The sequence below is a fragment of the Microbulbifer sp. CAU 1566 genome, from assembly GCF_023156515.1.
Classification (GTDB): Bacteria; Pseudomonadota; Gammaproteobacteria; order Pseudomonadales; family Cellvibrionaceae; genus Microbulbifer.
Window position 1 is genome coordinate 409231 of sequence record NZ_JALNMG010000001.1, and the last position, 22449, is coordinate 431679.

The 22449-nt window shown below is 58.1% G+C and carries 18 protein-coding genes; 7 read left to right on the top strand and 11 right to left on the bottom strand.

Annotated features, from left to right (window positions below; all coding sequences use genetic code 11):
- Positions 1-241 precede the first annotated feature (241 nt).
- Entirely contained in the window at positions 242-655 is a 414-nt protein-coding gene (locus M0G74_RS01820) for a hotdog domain-containing protein (protein ID WP_248213684.1), read from the top strand.
- An 83-nt stretch (positions 656-738) separates the two neighbouring features.
- On the opposite strand, the gene M0G74_RS01825 is transcribed toward M0G74_RS01820, so the two are convergent.
- Both M0G74_RS01825 and M0G74_RS01830 read right to left on the bottom strand, forming a co-directional pair.
- Complete coding sequence (locus tag M0G74_RS01825) at positions 739-1596, bottom strand: universal stress protein (RefSeq protein WP_160152728.1); 858 nt, start codon at positions 1594-1596, stop codon at positions 739-741.
- Positions 1597-1831: 235 nt separating this feature from the next.
- Complete coding sequence (locus M0G74_RS01830) at positions 1832-3322, bottom strand: SulP family inorganic anion transporter (RefSeq protein ID WP_248215285.1); 1491 nt, start codon at positions 3320-3322, stop codon at positions 1832-1834.
- Between the two features lie 563 nt (positions 3323-3885).
- Between M0G74_RS01830 and M0G74_RS01835 the strand changes: the two genes are divergently transcribed.
- From M0G74_RS01835 to M0G74_RS01860, 6 genes are all read left to right on the top strand, one after another.
- Complete coding sequence (locus M0G74_RS01835) at positions 3886-5166, top strand: efflux RND transporter periplasmic adaptor subunit (RefSeq protein WP_248213685.1); 1281 nt, start codon at positions 3886-3888, stop codon at positions 5164-5166.
- 106 nt (positions 5167-5272) lie between these two features.
- Positions 5273-5974: an ABC transporter ATP-binding protein gene (locus M0G74_RS01840; protein ID WP_160152725.1), complete on the top strand. Its 702-nt coding sequence runs from the start codon at positions 5273-5275 to the stop codon at positions 5972-5974.
- Positions 5975-5985: 11 nt separating this feature from the next.
- On the top strand, positions 5986-7299 hold the full coding sequence (locus tag M0G74_RS01845; RefSeq protein WP_248213687.1) for an ABC transporter permease: 1314 nt from the start codon (positions 5986-5988) through the stop codon (positions 7297-7299).
- Between the two features lie 27 nt (positions 7300-7326).
- Positions 7327-8538 carry an FtsX-like permease family protein gene (locus M0G74_RS01850; protein ID WP_160152723.1) on the top strand — a complete coding sequence of 404 codons (1212 nt, stop codon included), beginning with the start codon at positions 7327-7329 and terminating at the stop codon, positions 8536-8538.
- Positions 8539-8611: 73 nt separating this feature from the next.
- Positions 8612-9958, top strand: a complete 1347-nt coding sequence (locus M0G74_RS01855) for a sigma-54 dependent transcriptional regulator (protein ID WP_248213689.1) — start codon at positions 8612-8614, stop codon at positions 9956-9958.
- Positions 9958-11289, top strand: a complete 1332-nt coding sequence (locus tag M0G74_RS01860; protein ID WP_248213691.1) for an ATP-binding protein — start codon at positions 9958-9960, stop codon at positions 11287-11289. Before M0G74_RS01855 ends, M0G74_RS01860 begins: the two co-directional genes overlap by 1 nt.
- A 24-nt stretch (positions 11290-11313) precedes the next feature.
- Here the strand turns inward: M0G74_RS01860 and M0G74_RS01865 are convergent, their stop codons facing one another.
- From M0G74_RS01865 to M0G74_RS01905, 9 genes are all read right to left on the bottom strand, one after another.
- The gene (locus M0G74_RS01865; protein ID WP_248213692.1) at positions 11314-11658 is read right to left on the bottom strand and encodes a hypothetical protein; all 345 of its coding nucleotides are present in this window, start codon (positions 11656-11658) and stop codon (positions 11314-11316) included.
- Positions 11659-11694: 36 nt separating this feature from the next.
- Positions 11695-12081: a hypothetical protein gene (locus tag M0G74_RS01870; RefSeq protein WP_248213699.1), complete on the bottom strand. Its 387-nt coding sequence runs from the start codon at positions 12079-12081 to the stop codon at positions 11695-11697.
- Positions 12082-12192: 111 nt separating this feature from the next.
- Positions 12193-12450, bottom strand: a complete 258-nt coding sequence (locus M0G74_RS01875) for a hypothetical protein (RefSeq protein WP_160152718.1) — start codon at positions 12448-12450, stop codon at positions 12193-12195.
- 47 nt (positions 12451-12497) lie between these two features.
- Positions 12498-12767 carry a hypothetical protein gene (locus tag M0G74_RS01880; protein WP_160152717.1) on the bottom strand — a complete coding sequence of 90 codons (270 nt, stop codon included), beginning with the start codon at positions 12765-12767 and terminating at the stop codon, positions 12498-12500.
- A 278-nt stretch (positions 12768-13045) separates the two neighbouring features.
- Entirely contained in the window at positions 13046-14680 is a 1635-nt protein-coding gene (aceF, locus tag M0G74_RS01885; protein ID WP_248213701.1) for a dihydrolipoyllysine-residue acetyltransferase, read from the bottom strand.
- Between the two features lie 24 nt (positions 14681-14704).
- Entirely contained in the window at positions 14705-17374 is a 2670-nt protein-coding gene (aceE, locus tag M0G74_RS01890) for a pyruvate dehydrogenase (acetyl-transferring), homodimeric type (protein WP_248213703.1), read from the bottom strand.
- Positions 17375-18015: 641 nt separating this feature from the next.
- A complete protein-coding gene (locus M0G74_RS01895) occupies positions 18016-18669 on the bottom strand; it encodes a class GN sortase (protein WP_248213705.1) in 654 nt (217 codons plus the stop codon).
- Complete coding sequence (locus tag M0G74_RS01900) at positions 18666-21068, bottom strand: marine proteobacterial sortase target protein (RefSeq protein WP_248213708.1); 2403 nt, start codon at positions 21066-21068, stop codon at positions 18666-18668. Before M0G74_RS01900 ends, M0G74_RS01895 begins: the two co-directional genes overlap by 4 nt.
- Before the next feature lie 228 nt (positions 21069-21296).
- Positions 21297-22400, bottom strand: coding sequence for a phosphoribosylaminoimidazolesuccinocarboxamide synthase (locus tag M0G74_RS01905; protein WP_248213710.1), 1104 nt, complete (start codon positions 22398-22400; stop codon positions 21297-21299).
- Positions 22401-22449: the final 49 nt, after the last annotated feature.

The window sequence follows — 22449 nt, forward strand, 5'->3', positions numbered from 1 at the left end:
AAATTGCAGAGAGCACTTTCGCCCCCGCTCGGTGCAGACCGCTCAATTAACGTGCAAAGATGACTAGTCCGGCGAAGACGGTCGGCACGAATGCAGGCCTTTCCTTCTCATCTCGCCCGCAACTTCGTATCAAAACATTCACGAACCTTTGGCACGCTTAATGCAATTCCTCTTATGGGGCCGCTACGGAAAGCGGTGAAACTTGAACCCGATTAAGGGGAAACCAGCGAGGTAATCACTCATGAAGTACTACTCACGTCATTTCGTAAAACCCGGCGACCTGAACCCAGCCCAACGTCTGTTCGGCGGCCAGGCACTGGCGTGGATAGATGAGGAGGCAGCCATTTTCGCGGGGTGCCAGATGGGCACCGCAAATATTGTGACCAAGCTGATGTCGGAAATTGATTTTGTCAGTTCGGCGGTTTGCGGGGATATCGTGGAATTCGGCTTCGAGGTCACCGATATCGGGCGTACTTCGCTGACGGTGCACTGCGAAATGCGCAACAAACAGACCCGGGAGCTGATCGTGCGGGTGGAGCGGATCGTGTTTGTGGCGCTGGACGCCGAGGGCAAGCCGACGCCGCACAAGAAGGCCGGAGTGACGGTAGCAGAAGCGGCAAATTCCACTTCCGAGGCCAGCAGGCTCGCCAGCTGATACCAGAGATTCACGTAAACAATAAAAAAAGCCTGTGTCGGTCTCCCGTCACAGGCTTTTTTGTATTCGCAGCAAAAGGTGTGTCAGCGCAGCAGTAGCAGCGGTTGCTTGGTTCCCTGCAGCATTTTCGCAGTGATGCTCCCCAGCAGCAGGTCCCGCAGTTTGCTATGGCTGAAGGCACCCATTACCGTCAGGTCAATGTCGTGCTTCTGCTGGTAGGCGATGAGCGCCTCTACCGTCTTGCCCTGCAAGTTGGCACTGATCACGGAAATCCCTCCATGGCTCAGTGCCTCTGCGCCCTCCGCCAGAACAGAATCCGCGCCGTCACCAACGTACACCAGGTGACACTCCACCTCTTTGAACACCGCGCTGGTTGCCACCATGTCCAGTGCCTTGCGCGCCGCTTCACTACCGTCGTAGGCCAGCATGATCGAGCGCGGCGCCTTGAACTCGCGATTCACCACCAGAATCGGCTTGTGCAGCGAACGCACCACCGTCTCCAGGTGCGCCCCCAACCCCCGATCCGAATCCTCGTGTTCCTCGCCGCGAATACCCAGTACCAGAACCCGGATATGGTCCTCCAGCTCCACCAGCGACTCAGTCACTGCTCCATGCCGCTGACAGGTCACCACCCGCTCCACACCACCAGCCAACGCCCGCGCCCGCGCGTCTTCCAACATCAAGCGCCCCTGCTCCAGTTGCAGCTTGGAACGCTTCTGCTCCAGCGCCGTCAATTCCTCCAGCAATTCTTCCTGGCTACCCAGGCCAATGCTACCGGTCAGATCGGCAACGGCCGGGGTGGAAACGCGTTCGATATTGTGGAGAAGTTTGAGAGGGGCACCGGTGCGGTTTGCAATCCAGGCGGCGTAATCACAGACAGCACCGCTGTAGCGGGAGCCGTCGATACAGGAGAGTACAAAGGGATCTTTCTGTTCGGTCATTTATTATTTTCTCTCTATCGCTATCCAACTGAATAAACCACGTGACGCACGCTACTTACGAAGTATAGAGATAGGGGAGAAGCCGAAATGCTGGGTGGAAGTTTTTGAAACCGTCGGCGACATGGATGTCGCCGACGGAGCATACAGGGATGTACTTGTGCGATTTCAAAAACTTCCACCCAGTGTTTCGGCACCACCGGGGCCCAAACAGAGCTCCCAATACGAAGCTCCGGGCTCAGTGCCCCCCCAGCACCTTCTCAATTTCCTCAGGCTTATCGTGCACCCCAAAGCGGTCAACGATGGTAGAGCTGGCCTCGTTCAGGCCAATCACTTCAACCTCAGCCCCCTCGCGACGGAACTTCACCACCGCCTTGTCCAGAGAGTAAACCGCAGACACATCCCAGAAGTGCGCCCGACTCAGGTCGATGACCACCTTGTCCAACGCCTCTTTAAAATCAAAGGACGCAACAAACTTGTCCGCCGAATTGAAGAACACCTGCCCTGCCACCTTATAAGTCCGGCTATTGTTCTCCTCATCCAGCTCCGAGCTCACGTACATAAAGTGGCTCACCTTGTTGGCAAAGAACAGCGACGCCAACAACACCCCCACAAATACCCCGAACGCCAGGTTATGGGTAAACACTACCACAATCACCGTGGCCAGCATCACCAGATTCGTCGACAGCGGCAGCTTCTTCAGATTGCGAATAGACCCCCAATCAAAAGTACCGATAGACACCATGATCATCACCGCCACCAGCGCCGCCATCGGGATTACCGCCACGTAATCACTCAGGAACACCACCAGGGTCAGTAGGCCAACACCAGCCACCAGGGTGGACAGGCGACCGCGACCACCGGATTTCACGTTGATAACCGACTGGCCAATCATCGCGCAGCCCGCCATACCACCGAGGGTACCGGCCGCAATATTCGCGATGCCCTGGCCCTTACACTCGCGGTTCTTGTCGCTGTTGGTGTCCGTGAGATCGTCCACGATGGTGGCGGTCATCAGCGATTCCAGCAGGCCAACGACGGCCAGGCCAGCGGAGTATGGGAAGATGATTTTCAGGGTCTCGAAATTGAGCGGCACTTCCGGCCACAGGAATACTGGCAGGGTATCCGGGAGGTCGCCCATATCGCCCACGGTACGGATATCCAGCCCCAGCGCGACAGCAACGGCGGTCAACGTCAGGATACACACCAGTGGCGACGGCAGGATCTTGCCCACCACCGGCACGTACGGAAACAGGTAAATGATGCCGAGGCCCGCTGCGGTCATGGCATAGACATGCCAGGTAACGTCAATCAGTTCCGGCAACTGGGCCATAAAAATGAGGATCGCCAGCGCATTGACGAACCCCGTGACCACGGCCCTGGAGACGAAGCTCATCAGGCTGCCGAGCTTGAGATAGCCGGCGATGATCTGCAGTACCCCGGTTAGTAGTGTGGCCGCGAGCAGGTATTGCAGGCCGTGCTCTTTGACCAGCGTGACCATCAACAGGGCCATGGCGCCGGTGGCGGCGGAGATCATGCCGGGACGGCCGCCGACGAAGGCGATGACGACGGCGATACAGAAGGAGGCGTATAGGCCTACCCGGGGGTCGACGCCGGCAATGATGGAGAAGGCAATGGCCTCGGGGATGAGGGCCAGGGCGACGACGAGGCCGGCGAGGACGTCGCGGCGGATGTTGCCGAACCAGTCGTTTCTGGTGGACGACAACAGGGTGTTGGAGAACTGCATAATCAGGGGAGCCTGTTTGGGGGGTCTTTTTCGATCCCGGCTTTTTTAGCCGTAAATGCGGGCGCGGATTCTAGCATCTCGGGGGTTCTGGCTAAAGAACAGGCACAAGTGGTTTAGGGCACGGATCTGGCTCCGTGGCGGCGACGCTACCGGGTGTAGTTTGGTGAGACACGCCGTAAACCCATCCATGGGGGCTCGGCTGCGGCCGTCCTGGCCGCAGACGGTCTCACCAAACTACACCCGGTATCGCCGCCTTTGCATCAGGCTCCGTCATATCTTGCTCGGATCTCGTGTCGCACTTTCCCACTCCTGTCCGCCCCCACGGACACAGTCTGTCCGGACACATTTTGCGGACACCTCCCCCAGACACCGAATATTCTGTAAAAATTTATTTTTTATATATATCAACAACTTAGACTCAAAAACCGCATTGGCACGGCAATTGCGATAAGCCCGCTGCATCCAGAAATTTCACTTTGCATCCGGGCAGCGAATCGCTCGCGTCACAGTGACAGAAGAACAGATTTCAAGAACTTGGGAACAACATGATCAGAGATACCTCCGGGCAGGACGTCCAACTCAAACCGCAGACCCCGTGGAAGAATCCGCACCTGCTGAAGCGCGCGGGGCAGGCCATTGGCGGGGCGGCATTTGTGGTTTGGGGGCTGATGAGCTGGCAGAGCACCAATGCGGTGGATGCGAGTGTGTCGCTGGCGCGGATCAATATCGCGGCGGTGGAGCGAGGGGATCTGGTGCGGGATCTGGTGGTGCAGGGCAAGGTGGTGGCGGCCAACAGTCCTACCCTGTTCAGCCCGGCCCAGGGGATTGTGAAGTTTGCGGTGAAGGCCGGCGATGCCGTTGCACAGGGACAATTGCTGGCTGAGGTAGAGAGCCCACAGCTGCAGAACCAGCTGGCCCAGGAGAGCGCTCTGTATAGCAAGCTAAGCGTCGAGCTGGCGCGCCAGAAAATCCAGGCCAAACGCCAGCGCCTTGAGAACACCCAGAAGGCGGACCTTGCCAAGGTCGATCTCACCGCCGCCCGTCGCGAACTGAAGCGTGCCGAGATGTCCATGGAGAAGCAGATCATCTCCCAGCTGGATTTTGAAAAGGCCAGCGATGACCTGGCGCGCGCAGAGCTGGAACACGCGCAGGCGGTGCAAAACGCTGCGTTGGAGAACGAGTCGCTGGCATTTGAAACCCAGACCCTGGAGCTACAGGTATCCCAGCAAAAACTGCAGATGGAAGAGCTGCAGCGCAAGGTCAACGAGTTGCAAATCGTTTCCCCGGTCGACGGCACCATCGGCAGCCTGTCTGCTACCCAGCGCGCTGCGGTGGCCGCTAACGCGCCACTGCTCACGGTGGTGGATCTCACCAGTTTTGAGCTTGAAGCCGCGGTACCGGAAAACTACGCCGACGACCTGGGTCTTGCCATGGCGGTGGAAATCAATATGGGCGGCAAGAAACTGCCGGGTGAAATTACCGCGATTGCTCCGGAAGTGATCGAAGGACAGGTGGTTGCCCGTGTCCGCTTCACCCAAAAACAACCCGGGAAACTTCGCCAGAACCTGCGTCTGACCGCGCGGATATTGCTCGAGAATCGCAACAACGTGGTGCTGGTGAAACGCGGTGCTTTCCTCGATCAGACCGGTGGTCGCTTTGCGTGGAAGCTGAACGACCAGCAACAGGCAGTGAAAGTACCGATCACCATCGGCGCACTGGGGCTGAATCAGGTAGAGATTGTTTCCGGCTTGCAGGAAGGCGACCAGATTATTACGTCCTCTGCGGAAGCGCTGGAAAACGCGCAAATCGTTGCACTGCGGGAATAGAACTTACACCGGTCGGCAGCAGCGCCGCCCAAAGATTTTTATTTAACGACTTCCATTAAACAATTTTTAAATAACGACATTCATACTCACAGACAAGGAAATCAACATGCTGAAAATGCACAATATCCGTAAGAGTTATCGCACCGACACCATTGAGACCCACGCACTCAGGGATTTCAGCCTGGAGGTCAAGGAAGGCGAATTTGTTTCTGTTACCGGCCCCAGCGGCTCCGGCAAAACGACCTTCTTGAATATCGCCGGACTGCTGGAAACCCCCACCGGCGGCGAGTACCTGTTGGACGGCCAGGAAGTGGGTAACCTGTCCGACCGCGACCGCTCACACCTGCGCAACGAAAAAATCGGTTTCATCTTCCAGGGTTTCAACCTGATCCCCGACCTGAACCTGTTCGACAACATTGATGTGCCCTTGCGCTACCGCGGCTTCAATGCCAAGGAACGCCGTCGCCGCATTGAAAAATCCCTGGAACAGGTTGGCCTCGCGGCGCGCGCCAAGCACCTGCCGGCACAACTTTCCGGCGGTCAGCAGCAGCGTGTCGCTATCGCCCGCGCACTGGCCGGTGAGCCCCGTTTCCTGCTCGCGGACGAACCCACGGGTAACCTGGACTCGCTGATGGCCAGGCAGGTCATGGAACTGCTGGAATTCGTCAACGAATGGGGCACTACCATCGTTATGGTGACCCACGACCCGGATCTTGCCCGCCGTGCGCACCGCAATATCCAGATCGTGGACGGCCAGGTTTCCGACCTGCGCCAGGCCACACCGCAAGAACAAGCCGCGATCGCCTGAGGAGACCCAGCATGTTTGGATACTACGTTTCCCTGGCGCTGCGCAGCCTGCGCCGCACACCGGTGCTGAGTGCGCTGATGGTCGCCGCCATCGCCGTGGGCGTCGGTGCGGCCATGACCACCCTGACCCTCAACTATATGATGTCGCGCAACGCACTCGCGGCGAAAGACGACGTGCTCTATGCCGTGCAGCTGGACGCCTGGGATCCCCACGAAGCAGCGGACAACCCCAGCGAAATGCCCTGGCAGCTGACCTACCAGGATGCGGTCAAACTGCTGCGCTCGGAGATTCCGGTAAACCAGGTTGCCATGCACCGCTGGGGCGGCCCTATTTCCCTGGAGAACTCCGATATACGCCCGTTTACTGCCGACTCCCGTGTCACCAGCCGCGATTTCTTCGCCTTGTTTGATGTGCCCTTCCTTTACGGCGGCACCTGGTCAAAAGAGGCGGACCAGAGCCCGATTTATCAGCTGGTGCTCTCGAAGGAAAGCAACGAAAAACTGTTCGGCGGTGAAAACAGTGTTGGCCGCACCGTCAACTTCAACGGCGTGCCCTTCACGGTAGTCGGCGTAACCGATCACTGGCAGCCCAGCCCGAAAGTGCATGACCTGAACAACGGCCACTTCAACAAATCCGCGGAAGCATTCCTGCCCTTCGGCCTGCACCGCACCTTTGAAATTTACCCCTGGGGCAACACCAATGGCTGGAAATCGGAACAGGTCAACAGCTACGAAGACCGCCTGAACAGCGACATGGTGTGGCTCCAGTACTGGGTACAGCTGGACACGCCGCAGCAGGTCGAAGCCTATCGGGATTTTCTCACCGGCTATATCCGCGAGCAGAAAGAACAGGGACGCTTCCCCCGCCCGCTGAAATTCGGTCTCAGCAAGCCTTCCGAGTGGCTGCTGCTGAACGAGGTCGTGGACGGCGATGACCGCATGCTCAATTGGCTGTCGCTAGCCTTCCTGCTGGTGTGCCTGGTAAACGCGGTTGCATTGCTGCTGGCCAAGTTCCTGCGCAAGGCGCCGGAGGCCGGTGTGCGTCGCGCGCTCGGTGCCAGTCGCAACGCGGTATTCAGTCAGCACCTGGTGGAAAGTGCCTGTGTCGGGCTGCTCGGTGGACTGGCGGGCATTCTGCTCACCCTTGCCGGCCTGGCACTGATTCGACAACTGCAGATGGGTTACATGGATCGCGTTGCCTCCATGGACTGGACCATGATGCTGGCAGCCATTGGCCTCGCGGTCGTGTCCAGCCTGCTGGCCGGCTTCTACCCGGCATGGCGCATCAGCCGTACCAATCCGTCCATTTACCTGAAAACCCAGTAAGCCAGTGCAAGCAGAAAGGAAATAACCATGTTGGAACTGCGACCCATTTTATCGGCGCTGTGGCGCCACAAAGTCTCTGCACTGCTGATTGCACTGCAGCTGGGGCTCACACTCGCCATCGTCAGCAATGCGCTGGTGGTCATGAACGAGCGTACCGAGCGCATGTCCCGTCCCACCGGTATCGCTGAAAATGAAATTACCACTTTTCATTTCATGGCGATTCCAAAGGACTACGACATGTACGATGCCTTCCGCCAGGACCTGGATATGATCCGCTCCCTGCCGGGTGTGGCCAGTGCCACCATCAGCAACCATGTCCCCCTGTCCGGCAGCGGATCTGCCAGTGGCTTCTATACCGAACCCAACCAGGAAACCGGTGGGATGAGCGCCAACTACTACACCACCGATGAACACTTCATCGATGCGCTGGGAATGAAGTTGATCGCCGGCCGCGGGTTTTACCCTGAAGAGGTGATGAAAATCAGCCCCAGCAGCAACGATCGCCCGACCATCGCAGTGGTGACCCAGAAATTTGCCGATGACCTGTTTCCCGAGAGCGATGGCAATGTGCTGGGCAAAGCGTTTTTCAACGGCGGTGACGACCATCCGATCAAGATTGTCGGTATCGTGGAGCGCAATCTGGGCCCCTGGCCCAATTCCGCACTTGCCGGTCGCGGTGCCTTTTACCCGGCCATTACCGACCGCTGGTTCTACTACATCGTGCGCGCCGAACCCGGGCAGCGCGACGCAGTACAGAAACTGGTCGAGGAGAAGCTGGCGGAGCGCGATGGCAACCGAGTGATCAACTCCTATACCATCGAAGAGGAAAAGGCCCAGTACTACGCCGGGGACAATACGATGGTTAAGGTACTGAGCGGCGTCGTCATCCTGCTGACCTTTATCGTTGCCCTCGGCATCATCGGTCTCACGGTATTCTGGATTACCCAGCGCCAGAAGCAGATCGGTGTACGCCGTGCACTGGGCGCCACCCGTACCGCCATCTGCCGCTACTTCCTGCTGGAAAACCTGATGATCGCGGCAACGGGCATCGCCCTGGGTACCGCTGCGGCGCAGATTTTCAACGGCTTTCTGGTCCGGGAATTTGAACAGCCCGCGCTGCCACTGAGTATTACCGTGTTTTGCGCCGTGACATTGCTGGTCGTGAGTCTGGCGGCAGCCCTGGTACCGGCACTGCGCGCGGCGAATATCTCTCCGGCAACCGCCACACGCAGCGTTTAAAGCAAGGTACACTTGCTCCTCCACCGAAACGGGCGCTCTCGCCCGTTTCTCTCGTGCAGCCAAGATCAAAATTATGGATAAAGTTCTTGTCATAGATGACAACACCAGCATCATCTCTGCCCTGTCCCTGTTGTTATCCCTCCACGATATTCAGACGCTCTCCGCCATCACGCCCCAGGCGGGCCTGCAACTACTGCGGGAAAACCCGGACATCAGCCTCGTCATCCAGGACATGAACTTCACTGCGGATACCACCTCCGGTGAAGAAGGCCACGCGCTGTTTTTCGCCCTGCGTGAGCTGCAACCGGATATCCCGGTGATATTGCTCACCGCCTGGACGCAGCTGGAGATGGCGGTGGAGCTGGTCAAAGCCGGCGCCGCCGACTATGTGGGCAAGCCCTGGGACGACAACAAACTGGTCGCCACCATCAAGAACCTGATGGAGCTGCGCGAGCTGCAACAGCAACAGCGGCAAACACAGAGCCGCGAACAGCAGGCGCGCGAACAGTTGCAGCAGCAATTTGATCTGCAGGATATTGTCTACCGCAGTAACAGCGTGCAAAAGCTGCTGGAAATGGCCACCCAGGTGGCCCACTCCGACGTACCGGTACTGATCACAGGCCCCAACGGCGCGGGCAAAGAAAAAATTGCGGATATTGTGCAGGCCAATTCAAGCGTAAAGCACGGCCCTTACATCAAGGTCAACGTCGGCGCCCTGCCGGAAGAGTTGATGGAAGCAGAGCTGTTTGGCGCTGAGGCCGGTGCCTACACCGGCTCAGGCAACAAGGTTCGCCAGGGGCGGTTCGAGGCCGCCGATGGCGGTACCCTGTTTCTCGATGAAATCGGTGAGCTCTCCGCCAGCGGCCAGGTAAAACTACTGCGGGTACTGCAGACCGGAGAATTCCAGCGCCTCGGCAGCAGCCAGACCCGCAAGGTGCGGGTGCGCGTGATCAGTGCCACCAACAGCAACCTGCAGCAAATGATCAGCGACGGCAGTTTCCGCCAGGACCTGTTCTACCGACTGAATGTGATCGAACTGAAACTGCCGCCGTTGAGTGAGCGCCCGGAAGATATTCTGCCTCTGGCCCGTGGTTTCCTCGCCCGCACCGGAAAACAATTGGGCCCGCAGGCACAGCAATGCCTGATGCGCTACAGTTGGCCCGGTAACGTGCGCGAACTGCAAAATGTGATGCAACGCGCTGCGGTACTGACCAAGGGCGACACCATCGATGAGGCGACCCTGGCGCTGCCGGAAGACACCCAGCTCAAGGTACCGGAGCACAGTTTCGAACCCAGCCGCGAACTGCTGGAACAGACCCTCGCCAACTGCAACGGCATCATCGCCCAGGCCGCACGTGAACTGGGGTTAAGTCGGCAGGCTCTGTATCGCCGGCTGGATAAATATGGAATTCCCTACTGATGTCCCGAGGTACGCGTTCGAAAATCTCCATCGAGGGAAAGCTGTTCGCCACCGTATTACTTTCGGTGGCGTTCGGTAGCGGTATTCCTATTGCTCTATTGAAACTTGGCGCCCAGCCGTTACTGGCATGGAGCGCAGGCCTGCTACTGGCGCTGACACTGACCTTTATTCTGTTGCGCCCCATTACCCGCAACCTCAACCGCGCACTGCACAGCCTGGAAGGCGGGCTGCTGAATTTTCGCGATGGCGATTTTTCCATTTCCCTGGCACTGGATCGCAAAGACGAGTTGGGACAGCTGGCGGAGCTGTACAACGAAGTGGGAGAAATATTGCGGCGCGAGCGCGCGCACATTCACCAGCGGGAGCTTTTGCTGGATACGGTCATCCAGAGTTCACCACTGGCACTGTTACTGATCGACCAGAGCCAGCACATCATTTATGCCAACACCAGCGCCCGCCACCTGCTGCATCAGGGAAAGCCTCTGCAAGGACATTTACTCGAGCAGATTCTTCCCGTATGCCCGCCGGAGCTGGCGCAGGCAATCAAAAACAAACAGGATGGCCTCACCAGTTACCTCGATGGCGACAGCAGTCATACGCTGCATATCAGCAACAGCACCTTCGTACTCAACTCACAACAACATCGCCTGATTTTGCTGCGGGAAATGACACGGGAGCTCACCCGGGCCGAGGTACAGGTGTGGAAGAAAGTGATTCGCCTGATCAGCCACGAGCTGAACAACTCCCTCGCCCCCATTTCCTCCATGGCGCACAGCGGCAAACTGCTGTCCGAAAAAATTAACTCTCAGCAACTCGCCGGCGTATTCGACGTTATTGCCGAGCGCTGCCGGCATCTCACTGCATTTACCCAGGGGTATGCGCGCTTTGCCAAATTGCCTGCGCCCAGCTGTGAAGAAGTGCCCTGGGCAAAACTGGTGGCCCGCGTGCAACCACTCCACCCCTTCACACTGACCGGAAGCCTACCCGCAAGACCCGGCTATTTCGATTCGGCGCAGATCGAACAGGCACTTCTGAATCTGTTAAAAAATGCCGCGGAATCTGGCAGTCCGGCGGAAGCCATCACCCTGCGTATTGAGAGCGATGTCCACGGGCAGCTGCTTACCGTGGAAGACCGCGGCGCCGGTATGAGCGACAAGGTGCTGCAACAGGCTCTGCTGCCGTTTTACTCGACCAAGCCGCAGGGCGTAGGGTTAGGCTTGGCACTCTGTCGGGAAATCGCCGATGCCCACGGCGGACAAATTCGCCTACACAATCGCAATGAAGGCGGTCTTCAAGTCAGTCTGTGGCTGCCGTGGCCGGAGAGTGCCTGATTACCCGGGGGTTGGTTATCAAAGCTAAGGCCGGGGAAAGAAAACCGCGTAGAGACGTGTCAGCAGGGACAACGGGATACAAACCAGCATAATCAATATCCCGAGGATACCGCGCGCCAGGTCACTGCCCTCGCGATGCTCCTCATCCTTATCCGCGAGATAGGCATTGAAGCAGTGATCGGGGCCGTCGATGGGATGAAAGGTGAAATCGATGATCCGCTCCATCAGCTGCCACCAGGGGCGGAATGGCGTTTCCTTGACCCGCGCGAAATAACCAGTGCGGGCGGAGATAGTGGCGTCGGGATTGCCACCAGCGATGGCATTGCCCAATTGATCAATGGCCACCAGGACGCCTTTAATCCAGATCATACCCGCTGGATGGTCACTGCCTGGCCACAGCCATTCCTAGACGCCAACCGTGTGGCAGCGAAGCCCTTCGCTGTACATCCAGCACCTGCCACCTTCCGGGCAGGGTGCCTCCATTGCCATGGGTGAGGAGCCGGCCGGGCACTGCGGTGTGCGGCCAGCGGTACACCAGGCGCCGGTATCCAGCTGATAACACACCGCATCATCTACCAGACAGGTGTTGGCGGTCGGCACCTGCATATCTCCGGCAAAACAATCGCGTGGATAGGCGGGTGTGAGGTTGGCGGGCAGCGGTGGCTGGTAATAGGTTGCCGGCGTACCGGTAAGGTCGCACCAGAAACCATCCAGGCTCGCGGCATTTTCAACACGACCGGCACAAGCGGTCACCAGAATGGTAGCCAGCAAGACAAGCTGACGCAGTTTCATAACACTTCCCCTGTGACATTCAGTCCTGTGACCGTCTATAAGGGCGCTCCCTGCCCCAAAACGGATATTCAACTACTGCCAGCCAAAACGCGGCTCGAACAAGCGGCCGGTTTACTTTTCATAAACAATGCAACGACGACCGCCGGAAATTTCATAGCACTGGGCGGTAGCCGGGCAGATAGACCCAGGGGCCAGCTCTTCGGCATCACCGGGACAGCCATCGTAATTGGTTTTCTGCTCCGCCACCGGCTGGCGGGGAATGGGCGCACTGTTAGGGTAGACCACCTGATCGCGCACACTGCTGGTACCGCAGGCAGAAAGTAGTGTTGCTGCCGCCAACAGGGAGAGAAGTGTCACTCGTTTGCGCATAGGGCCTCCTTAACAAAGCAACCGGTTGCATCTAGAACGTTACGGAATCAATAGACCCGCATTACCGGAAAAAACCAACAGGCCGAACCGACTCTGGCGTTATCCACATCGGTTGAGCACTGGCGGCTGGCCGCAGGCGGTGCCGCAGCATTGGGCAGGTAATTACCCACCTCCACAAAGTCCGCGCTCTGGCTCTTGTCATCCGGATTAAAGAAAAATGGATCGTAACTGTTTTCGTTTCCATACGGCACGAAGATACAACCCTGTAAGCAGAGTGTGGCGCCCAATGCCACCACTGCAATCCCTGTGCGGCTCATCGCTGACTACCTCGCAACTTGACCTTTCCTTCGCCACTTCACTTCGCAACCGCCACACCCCGGAGAAGTCCTTCTTCCGGAACAGGTGTCGGTACTTTCAGTTTAGCGGGTAAGAAGTGTACGACGTCGCTGTACAACTTTTAACCAGAATTAAAAGCGTGAGATTCAACGGCAGCAATTATCTGCCGCCAGCAAGTGCCAGAGAAAAAACCACAAGCGCAAAAAAAAACGCCGGGGGAAACCCACCGGCGCTTTTTCTAACACTTACGCAACTGAAATTACAGCAGCAGCTTGCGCACGTCTCCGAGCACACCGGCCAGATAAGTCAGGAAGCGTCCCGCATCACCACCGTTTACTGCGCGGTGATCGTAAGACAGTGCCAGCGGCAGCATCTGACGGGGTACGAACTCCTTACCGTTCCACTCCGGGCGAATCGCCAGTTTGGAAACACCGAGGATACCCACTTCCGGCGCATTGACGATCGGGGTAAAGCCGGTACCACCAATAGCGCCGAGGCTGGAGATGGTGAAGCAGGCACCCTGCATATCGCGGGGCTTCAGCTTGCCGTCACGGGCGGCGATCGCCATGGCGGTCGCTTCTTCTGCCAGCTCGTACAGGCCTTTCTTGTCCACATCGCGGATAACCGGGACCATCAGGCCTTTCGGGGTATCTACCGCCATGCCGATATGCACGTAGTCCTTCTTGACGATGTGCTCGCCATCGTTGTGCAGGGATACGTTGAAGCTCGGTACTTCGCGCAGGGCAGCCGCGGCCGCCTTCAGCAGGAAAGGCACCGGGGTGAGCTTCACGCCGCGCTTTTCGGCTTCGGCTTTCATGGACTTGCGGAAGTCTTCCAGCTCGGTGATATCCGCGTCGTCGAACTGGGTAACGTGCGGTACGTTCAGCCAGTTACGGGACATATTCGCCGCGGTGAGCTTGTGGATCTTGCTCATGGGCTCGGTAGTCACCGGGCCGAACTGGCTGAAGTCGATCTCCGGCATCGGCGCAATGCCAATGCTGCCACCAACACCACCGGCGGCACCGCTCTCGGCCTTCTTCACCTGCTCTTTGATGTAGGCGTTGAGGTCGTCTTTGGTAACGCGGTTGCGCGGGCCGGTAGGCTTGACCTTGTTCAGGGTCACGCCCAGCTCGCGGGCCAGTTTGCGCACGGCGGGGCCGGCGTAAACCTCGGCGGATGGGGTGTGGTCGCGTTCTACGTGCGGGTCTTTTTGCGGTGCGGCCGGCGGTTCTTGTGACGCCGCAGGCGCAGGAGCCGGCGCAGCGGCCGGAGCAGGTGCGGCTGCCGCGGGTGCTAGCGCAGCGCCACCACCAGAGACGGTCTTGATCACACCGATGACATCACCGGTGGAAACCTTGTCACCTTCCTTCACCGAGATGGAAACGATGGTACCGGAAGCGGAAGACGGCACATCCATGGACGCCTTGTCACCTTCCACCACGATCAGGGCATCGCCCTCTTCCACGGAATCACCGGCAGAGACAGAAATCTCAATCACGTCCACGGAGTCGGCGCCGCCGAGATCCGGAACCTTGAGTTCCTCTTCTTTCTCTTCACCGGCAGCTGCCACTGGCGCCGGAGCTTCTGCAGCAACCGGGGCCGGAGCAGGCTCTTCGGCCGGCGCCGGGGCGGGTTCTTCCGCCGCTTCACCTGCTGCTTCGGTTTCCATTTCACCGATGACGTCGCCTTCGGAGACCTTGTCACCTTCCTTCACGGAAATGCTCAGGATCTTGCCGGCGAAAGGTGCGGGCACGTCCATGGAGGCCTTGTCGCCCTCCACCACGATCAGCGCATCCTCTTCCGCTACCGTGTCACCCACGGCAACGGAGATTTCAATTACATCGACCTGATCGGCACCGCCGAGATCAGGCACTTTAATGACTTGTTTTGCCATATCTCTAGTTTCCTTATCGCGGGGTTAGACCAGACGCGGATTTACTTTTTCCGGGTCAATGTTCAGCGCCTTGATGGCATCCGCCACCTCGCTGGCTTCGATCACACCCTGCTTCGCCAGGCCAGTCAGCGCGGCAATCACCACGTAGTTGCGGTTCACTTCGAAGAAGCGACGCAGCTGCTCACGGCTGTCGGAGCGGCCGAAGCCGTCGGTGCCGAGGGTGATCATGTCGCCGTCGATAAACTCGCGCAGCGGCTCCACGTAGGCACGGATGTAGTCGGTGGAAATCACCACCGGGGTCTCGTTACCTTCGAACTGCTCGCTCACCCAGGCCTTACGCGGTGCCTCGGTGGGGTGCAGCATATTCCAGCGCGCCACGTCCTGGGCTTCGCGGGAAGCTTCGGTGGCGGAGGTCAGGTTCCACACGTCGGAGGTCACACCGAACTGATCCGCGAGGATATCGGCTGCGGCCATCACTTCGCGCAGGATGGAGCCAGCGCCCACCAGCTGTACGTGCTTCTTCGCCGCTTTGCCTTTGGCGGGCTTGCGGGAATTGGTGTCCAGCTTGTAGATACCGCGGATAATGCCTTCTTCCACACCCTGCGGCATTTCCGGCTGCAGGAAGTTTTCGTTCTCGACGGTGACGTAGTAGAAGAGGTTCTGCTGCTCTTCGTACATCTCCTTGAGGCCCTGGCGAATGATTACCGCCAGGTCGTAGCCGAAGGCCGGGTCGTAGCTCTTACAGTTCGGGATAGTGCCGGACAGTACCAGGCTGTGACCGTCCTGGTGCTGCAGACCTTCACCGTTCAGGGTGGTACGGCCAGCGGTGGCACCGATCAGGAAGCCGCGCGCCTGCATGTCGCCCGCCGCCCACGCCAGGTCGCCAATGCGCTGGAAACCGAACATGGAGTAATAGATATAGAAAGGCACCATCGGCACGCCGTGGTTGCTGTAGGCAGTCGCCAGAGCCATCCACGCAGACATGGCGCCGGCTTCGTTGATGCCCTCTTCCAGCACCTGGCCTTTCTTGTCTTCCTTGTAATACATGATCTGGCCGTGGTCGACCGGGGTGTATTTCTGGCCTTGGGAAGAGTAGATACCCAGCTGACGGAACAGGCCTTCCATACCAAAGGTACGGGCTTCGTCCGGCACGATCGGCGCGACGTTCTGGCCCATTTTCTTGTCTTTCACCAGCACGGACAGCGCGCGTACGAACGCCATGGTGGTGGAAATTTCGCGGTCGCCGGAGCCTTTGGTCAGGGCGCTGAAGGCGTCCAGTTCCGGGATTTCCAGCTTGGCCACTTCGGTGGTGCGAGAAGGTACCGGGCCACCCAGTGCCTTGCGGCGCTCGGCCATGTACTTCATTTCCGGGCTGTCTGGCGCCGGACGGTAGTAAGGGACTTCTTCGATTTCCTTGTCGGTAATCGGAATCGCGAAGCGGTCGCGGAAACGCTTCAGCGCTTCTGTGTCCATCTTCTTGACGTTGTGGGTGTCCATCGCCGCTTCACCGGCAGCACCCAGGCCGTAGCCTTTTACGGTCTGTGCCAGGATCACGGTGGGCTTGCCCTTGCTCGCCATGGCTTCGGCGTAGGCCGCGTACACTTTGTACGGGTCGTGGCCACCGCGGTTGAGCTTCATGATCTCGTCGTCGGAGAAGTCCTTGACCATCTCCGCCAGCTCCGGGTATTTGCCGAAGAAATGCTCGCGGGTGTAGGCGCCGCCATTGGCCTTGAAGTTCTGCATCTCGCCATCGACAGTTTCGTCCATGACTTTCTGCAGCAGACCTTTTTCGTCTTTTTCGAACAGCGGATCCCATAAACGGCCCCACAGGACCTTGATCACGTTCCAGCCGGCACCGCGGAATACGCCTTCCAGCTCCTGCACGATCTTGCCGTTACCACGTACCGGGCCGTCCAGACGCTGCAGGTTACAGTTGACCACGAATACCAGGTTTTCCAGCTTCTCGCGGCCCGCCAGGGCGATGGCGCCGAGGGATTCCGGCTCGTCACACTCGCCGTCGCCCAGGAATGCCCATACCTTGCGATCGCCGCGCGGCGACAGGCCACGGGCAGACAGGTAACGCATGATGTGCGCCTGGTAAATCGCCTGGATCGGGCCCAGACCCATGGATACGGTGGGGAATTGCCAGTATTCCGGCATCAGCCAGGGGTGCGGGTAGGAGGACAGGCCATTGCCGTTCACTTCGCGGCGGAAGTTGTCCAGCTGCTCTTCGTCGAAGCGGCCTTCCAGATAGGAACGAGCATAGATCCCCGGTGCACTGTGGCCCTGGAAGAAAATCAGGTCGCCGCGCTCTTCACCTTCGTTGCCACGGAAGAAATAGTTGAAGGCAACATCGTACAGGGTCGCTGCAGAAGAGAAACTCGCGATGTGGCCGCCGAGGCTGTCACTGTTGGAGTTGGCGCGCACCACCATGGCCAGCGCGTTCCAGCGGATCAGGGAGCGGATTCGACGCTCCATGAACAGATCGCCGGGCATACGCTTTTCCGCGTCCTGCGGAATGGTATTGCGATAAGGGGTGGTGATGGCCGCCGGCAACTGAACGCCAGTGTTGGTGGCGCGGTCAGACAGCTGCTTGATCAGGAACGCGGCGCGTTCCTTGCCGCTGTGGCGGATTACCGCCTGCAGCGCGTCCAGCCATTCCTGCGTTTCCTGAATGTCGGTTTCTTCGTGCATCAAATGCTCCTCGGCGAATATACGACGTCGAGTCGGTTTTTTATGGTCAGAATTTTTGCTGCGCAACAGTACCTCAAACCCCGGAGGCTACTCACAAATAGATACCGTAATCGCCAATTCACCGCCTGAAGTGGCGGAAAAGCAGCGTTCACCAAACAGCGTTTCAGCACTGGGTGAAATCAGAGGGACTGTGCGACCTGAATACCGCCGGTTGTTGAGACCGGCTCGACATGAATTCGGCATTGAATTCGAAAGTGCTTACGGGGTCAGCCAATCAATATTTGGACCGGATTCAGCACCTCAATCGGTGCCACTGTCCTCAATTAACGGACCGGTGTAAGCAAGCGGAGGCGATTGTAGTATTACTACAAACGATTTACCAGATAGGACGATTAGTAACAAATAAAACCAAATTCCAAAACAAATAGTTTTCCCAAACCCTGTTCAGCGGATAGTTTTGCCGTAAATTCGCGAAATTCGGTTACAAAATAGAGTCCAGAAATCACTTTTTGGTCACGCTCGTACCAAGTCGCCAGGTTTTCGACGGATAGTCGCTTCCAGCGCCAACCACCCGGTCCGCCCGCAGCACCTGGACCAGAATGCAAAAGCCCCCTGCAACTTGGGGGCAGCCTGCCAATAAGCTATAGCTCAACTACCGATTCAGCCCCCGATTCAATCATCGATTCAACCACTGCTGGCCGATCCACATGTTCTGCGTATACCAGGTATCTCAGGGGGCCACCGGCATCCACCGCGTCAAAAGGGTAGCAGGTCACCAGCATCACGCCGGCGGCATTCCCCGAATGCGAAAAGCTCGGCAACACTCCGCTGCGGCTATCAACCACCCGCGCCTCACGCACCGCATATCTCTGCCAGCGGCCATCGGGCCCCTGCAGCTGAACCGGGGACCCCGGATGCAATCGCTCCAGCCCTCGAAAATGGGTGTCCCGGTGTGCGGCAATGACGGTGATCGGCGCTGCTGCACCGCCATCTGGTGACGGGATGTCTGTTTGAACCATCCCGGGCCCAAAAGCCAGCGCTTGTCCGCTGGCTCCTTCAAGTACCACCAATGGCTTTTCATCACCCAGTTGCAACCGGGCCACTGGCCAGGTATCCGCCCAGGGCCAGGGCTTGTGTATTTCGCCACTGGCAATTTGGCGCTGCCAGGAATCGCTGATGAGGTACTGCGCCAGCTCCGCCTTGAGCCACAGCCAGCTGCCACTACCCAACTGCCAGAGCCCCGTGCAGATCAACAGCCTGGACAGCCAGCGCGTGCCCTTACCAGAGAGAGTCATAGCCCGCTCCCTGCCAATCGCTGCGCGCGAGCGTCGGTTCGACGCACATCCGGCAACACACTGCGCAACCAGCGGCGAACACTGCGTTCAAGCGCGCTGCGCCACCGGCGCAGGACACCGTAAACACCCGGGGTTCTCACCGCCTGAACTTCTTGCCGCGGCTTTTGCAGCCGACGCAGCAAGCCGCCGAGCGAGAAAAGAAGTGCCGCCAGTAGCCACTGTCCATAAATGCCATTGGCAGTAGCGGGATAGGTAAACGGCTGCTGCACTTGTCCACGGGCGACCGCATTCGGCACCGGGCTCGACTTGAGAGATTCACTCGCTGGGCGTACCGGCAGCTGTTCCACCGCAACAAAGCTGGTGTAGGGGCTGGTGAGTTGATAATCCAGTGCCAGCTGTACTATCTGCTGACGCAGCGGATCCTCACTTTCCGGCCCAGCCAGTCTGCCTCGCTCGCGCTGTTGATCGCGCAGCGATGCGATCTTGGCCCTTGCCCACAGACTGCCGATACCCTTGCCGGCGCTGTCCACCGCCAATTGTGATAGCGCCAGGCTGTGAGTGAAACGCTTGCCAGCGAGACGGCCGCTGATTTTGACTTCACCCGCGCTGTTGCTGTCAGGTATTCCCCCCTCAAACTGCGCCACCAGTTGCACCGGCTCACCGCGGTACAGATCCGGCAGGCGCTGAGGATAAGCTTCCACTTTTACGCCCTGGGGCCACTGGACCTGCAGATCGGTTACCAGTGGGCTTTCCAGCTTTTCAAACAAGGCACCCATTTTGGTTTGCACTTCGTTCAAATCGCCAATCTGTACAAAACTGCCCCGCCCATATTGCGCCGCTTTGGTCATAAAGAAACGGTTGGGCGCCGAGCCGATACCCACGGTAAACAAACGCACCTCGCCCAGGCGCTGGCGAATCAATTCGAACAGGGCACTCTCATTGCCCACGGCTCCGTCGGTAATAAAAATCACCTGACGCACCAGCTCGCCGACCTCATCGCTGAGCTGCTGGGAGAGAGCTTGTTTCAACGCCGGCGCCATTTCAGTGCCGCCGCGGGCGTGAAGTGATTCCACCCAATCTCTTGCACGCTGGATATTTTCCGGGGTCGCGGAAAGCGGCCTTGGGTACAGCGCTTGGGTATGGCTGTTAAATTCGATCACGTTGAACCGATCCGCTGCGCCCAAACGCGACAACGCCAACAGCAGGCTTTCTTTCGCCTGGCGAATTGAATTGCCGCCCATGGAGCCGGAAGTATCCACCACGTACACCACTTCCCGCGGTAACTTGCGTGTGTTGGTATTTTCCTGAGGAGGCAACAGCAGCAATTGCAGATACTGACGGGAATCTTTCGCCGACTGCTCCGCAAACATGGCCGCCGCCGGCATCGCGGAACCCTGCGGCCGCCAGAAAAGAGCAAAATCCCGATCCATGGACGCACTGCCCTGCTTCAGCTGAATGCTATAGCGATGATCACTTTCGCTGCGAAAATCGATTTCGTGATAGGGACTGTAAATATCCGCAAGTGGCAACCCCATCCCGAGGTCGATACGGATTTTCATCTGGTGACTGCCCTGCTCCGCCAGTTCAGTCATCGGCTGCATCACCGGAGAAATCAAGTCCGCATCCGGCACCTGATTCGTAGGCAGTGACCAACCGTGCGCATTAAAATGCACATTCTTCTCGGCAGACACCGGCTCACCCGGCATGTAGCGTGGCGTCAGGGTACTGGGAAAATGCAGGCTGAACTGGCCGCGGTCAAACCGCAAGGTCTGCAGGTAACGCACTTCCACGGCCACCTCTTCTTCCGGTGCGATATTGGCTACACGACTGGTAAACAGATTTGGCCGTTGCTGCTCCAGCAGTGCTGCACGCTTACCCTCCTCCCGCGCCTTTTTGTAGATCTGTTGCGCCTGGTGGCGCTCACGCACCTCACCGACAATGCGCCGCTCACCAATAACAATATCCATTCCATTGACCGCCGCATTCTCCGGCAGCGGCAGCACGTACACCGCCTCCTGCCAGTGTTTCGAGGTATTGGCGAATCGTTGCTGTAGTGTCACTTCCGCAACCAGGCCACGTACCTTGACCTCAACTTCTGTGCCGAGATGAATCGCGGGAACATAGCGGCCCGGTTCAGTGGTCTGAAATAGCAGATCACCACTGCCGGATTCGTTCATGCTGACACTGTTAAATGCGCGACCGGTTTCAACGTCATCAATCACCCCCGGATCCTGCGCTTTGGCGCCCATGGCTGCAACTAGTACAGCAGCTGCGGTCACCAATAACAGAAGCCAGCTACCTGTCCGATTTTTGCGGTAGCGGCGGCGGTAATATTCGCTGGTTGGAAGAATCAACAAGTCGCGGTGAATACGCGGTGTATGAAAAAAGGAACGATTCACTGGTGCCTCCAGAGTTTTCATCAATGAAGGCATTAAACAGGGGCAAGTGGGCGACGGAGGGGTATAAAGCGGGCAAGGTCGGGATCAATTGTGGCGAAATGTGGCTTGGCGTTCTTTTCTTTTTTGCTGGGTCTTCGCAGCCACTTTAGTGGCGGCAAATCAGCGCCCCCCCAAAAGCAAGAAACCGGCACAGAGGCCGGTCTCAAAGTAAACAATCAGAAATTCGACTCAGTCAATCAGACCGTAACCATCCCGCAAAACCTGAATGATTTCTGCCTTGGGATTGTCGGAAATCGCCAACTCTCCGCCAATGATTTTCTCGGCAATACCAACGTAAGTGGCAGAAACATCCATCAGCATGGATTCCGGCAGCTCGTTGTCGCGGGCCAGGGCCTCGCGCTCGTCCATGCGGTCCTTGTTCAGCAGGATGTCCGGGTCGGGGAAGTAGTTCAGCAATGCCTGGCGGAAGCCTTCTTTGGAATTTTCCACCACTTTGCCATTGCGGTACTGCTCGCCCTCCCAGATGCGGGAAGAATCCGGGGTGCCCACCTCATCCATGTAAATCAGCTTTTCTTTGCCATCGGCATCGGTCACGTAGCCGAACTCGAACTTGGTATCCACAAACACCTGGTCCAGTTCAGCCAACGCCGAAGAAATCACGTCGAAGCCCTCTTTCAGTAGCTTCTCGTATTGGGCGATATCACCCTCACTGCTGAATCCGAACGCAGCGAAATTGTCTTCGATATTCTTGCGGGTGATATTCACATCGTCCGCCTCCGGCACACCGGGAATACCGGTGAGAATACCCTTGGTGGATGGGGTAATCAGTAACTCGGGAAGCTTCTGGTCTTTCTGCAGGCCATCTGGCAACTGGATGCCACAAAATTCGCGTTCGCCCTTGCTGTAAGAGCGCCACATGGAACCGGTGATGTACTGGCGGGCGATGGCTTCAATTTTGACAGGGCGGGCCTTCTGCACGATCCACACCGCGGGATGCGGGATATCCAGGATGTGGCTGTCTGCCAACCCCTGCTCCTTGAACAAGCCAAACCAGTGATTGGCAATGGCGTTCAGTGCCGCGCCCTTACCCGGAACACCGCGCATACCACCTTCACCGGTCCAGATACAGTCGAAGGCGGAGATGCGGTCGGAGATGACCATTACCGCCAGCGGCGCGTCGGCAGCCACCGGGTAACCCTTTTCTTCGATCAGGCGCCGGCTGTCTGCCTCGGTGAGCCAGTATACCGAGCGGACTTTGCCGCTGTGCACAGGCTTGTCGGTGCGGATCGGCAAATCGTTATTCACTGCCAGTACTTTGTCAGCAAGGCTCATGGGTCTTTCCTGTGGCTGTTTCAATAGCTAGTTTTGCGGCCCCGCGCCA

What these genes read in the sequence shown, in the direction of transcription:
- M0G74_RS01820 (WP_248213684.1), top strand. Translation starts at nt 242, where the DNA reads ATGAAGTACTACTCACGTCATTTCGTAAAACCCGGCGACCTGAACCCA.
- M0G74_RS01825 (WP_160152728.1), bottom strand. Translation starts at nt 1,596, where the DNA reads ATGACCGAACAGAAAGATCCCTTTGTACTCTCCTGTATCGACGGCTCC.
- M0G74_RS01835 (WP_248213685.1), top strand. Translation starts at nt 3,886, where the DNA reads ATGATCAGAGATACCTCCGGGCAGGACGTCCAACTCAAACCGCAGACC.
- M0G74_RS01840 (WP_160152725.1), top strand. Translation starts at nt 5,273, where the DNA reads ATGCTGAAAATGCACAATATCCGTAAGAGTTATCGCACCGACACCATT.
- M0G74_RS01845 (WP_248213687.1), top strand. Translation starts at nt 5,986, where the DNA reads ATGTTTGGATACTACGTTTCCCTGGCGCTGCGCAGCCTGCGCCGCACA.
- M0G74_RS01850 (WP_160152723.1), top strand. Translation starts at nt 7,327, where the DNA reads ATGTTGGAACTGCGACCCATTTTATCGGCGCTGTGGCGCCACAAAGTC.
- M0G74_RS01855 (WP_248213689.1), top strand. Translation starts at nt 8,612, where the DNA reads ATGGATAAAGTTCTTGTCATAGATGACAACACCAGCATCATCTCTGCC.
- M0G74_RS01860 (WP_248213691.1), top strand. Translation starts at nt 9,958, where the DNA reads ATGTCCCGAGGTACGCGTTCGAAAATCTCCATCGAGGGAAAGCTGTTC.
- M0G74_RS01865 (WP_248213692.1), bottom strand. Translation starts at nt 11,658, where the DNA reads ATGATCTGGATTAAAGGCGTCCTGGTGGCCATTGATCAATTGGGCAAT.
- M0G74_RS01870 (WP_248213699.1), bottom strand. Translation starts at nt 12,081, where the DNA reads ATGAAACTGCGTCAGCTTGTCTTGCTGGCTACCATTCTGGTGACCGCT.
- M0G74_RS01875 (WP_160152718.1), bottom strand. Translation starts at nt 12,450, where the DNA reads ATGCGCAAACGAGTGACACTTCTCTCCCTGTTGGCGGCAGCAACACTA.
- M0G74_RS01880 (WP_160152717.1), bottom strand. Translation starts at nt 12,767, where the DNA reads ATGAGCCGCACAGGGATTGCAGTGGTGGCATTGGGCGCCACACTCTGC.
- aceF (WP_248213701.1), bottom strand. Translation starts at nt 14,680, where the DNA reads ATGGCAAAACAAGTCATTAAAGTGCCTGATCTCGGCGGTGCCGATCAG.
- aceE (WP_248213703.1), bottom strand. Translation starts at nt 17,374, where the DNA reads ATGCACGAAGAAACCGACATTCAGGAAACGCAGGAATGGCTGGACGCG.
- M0G74_RS01895 (WP_248213705.1), bottom strand. Translation starts at nt 18,669, where the DNA reads ATGACTCTCTCTGGTAAGGGCACGCGCTGGCTGTCCAGGCTGTTGATC.
- M0G74_RS01905 (WP_248213710.1), bottom strand. Translation starts at nt 22,400, where the DNA reads ATGAGCCTTGCTGACAAAGTACTGGCAGTGAATAACGATTTGCCGATC.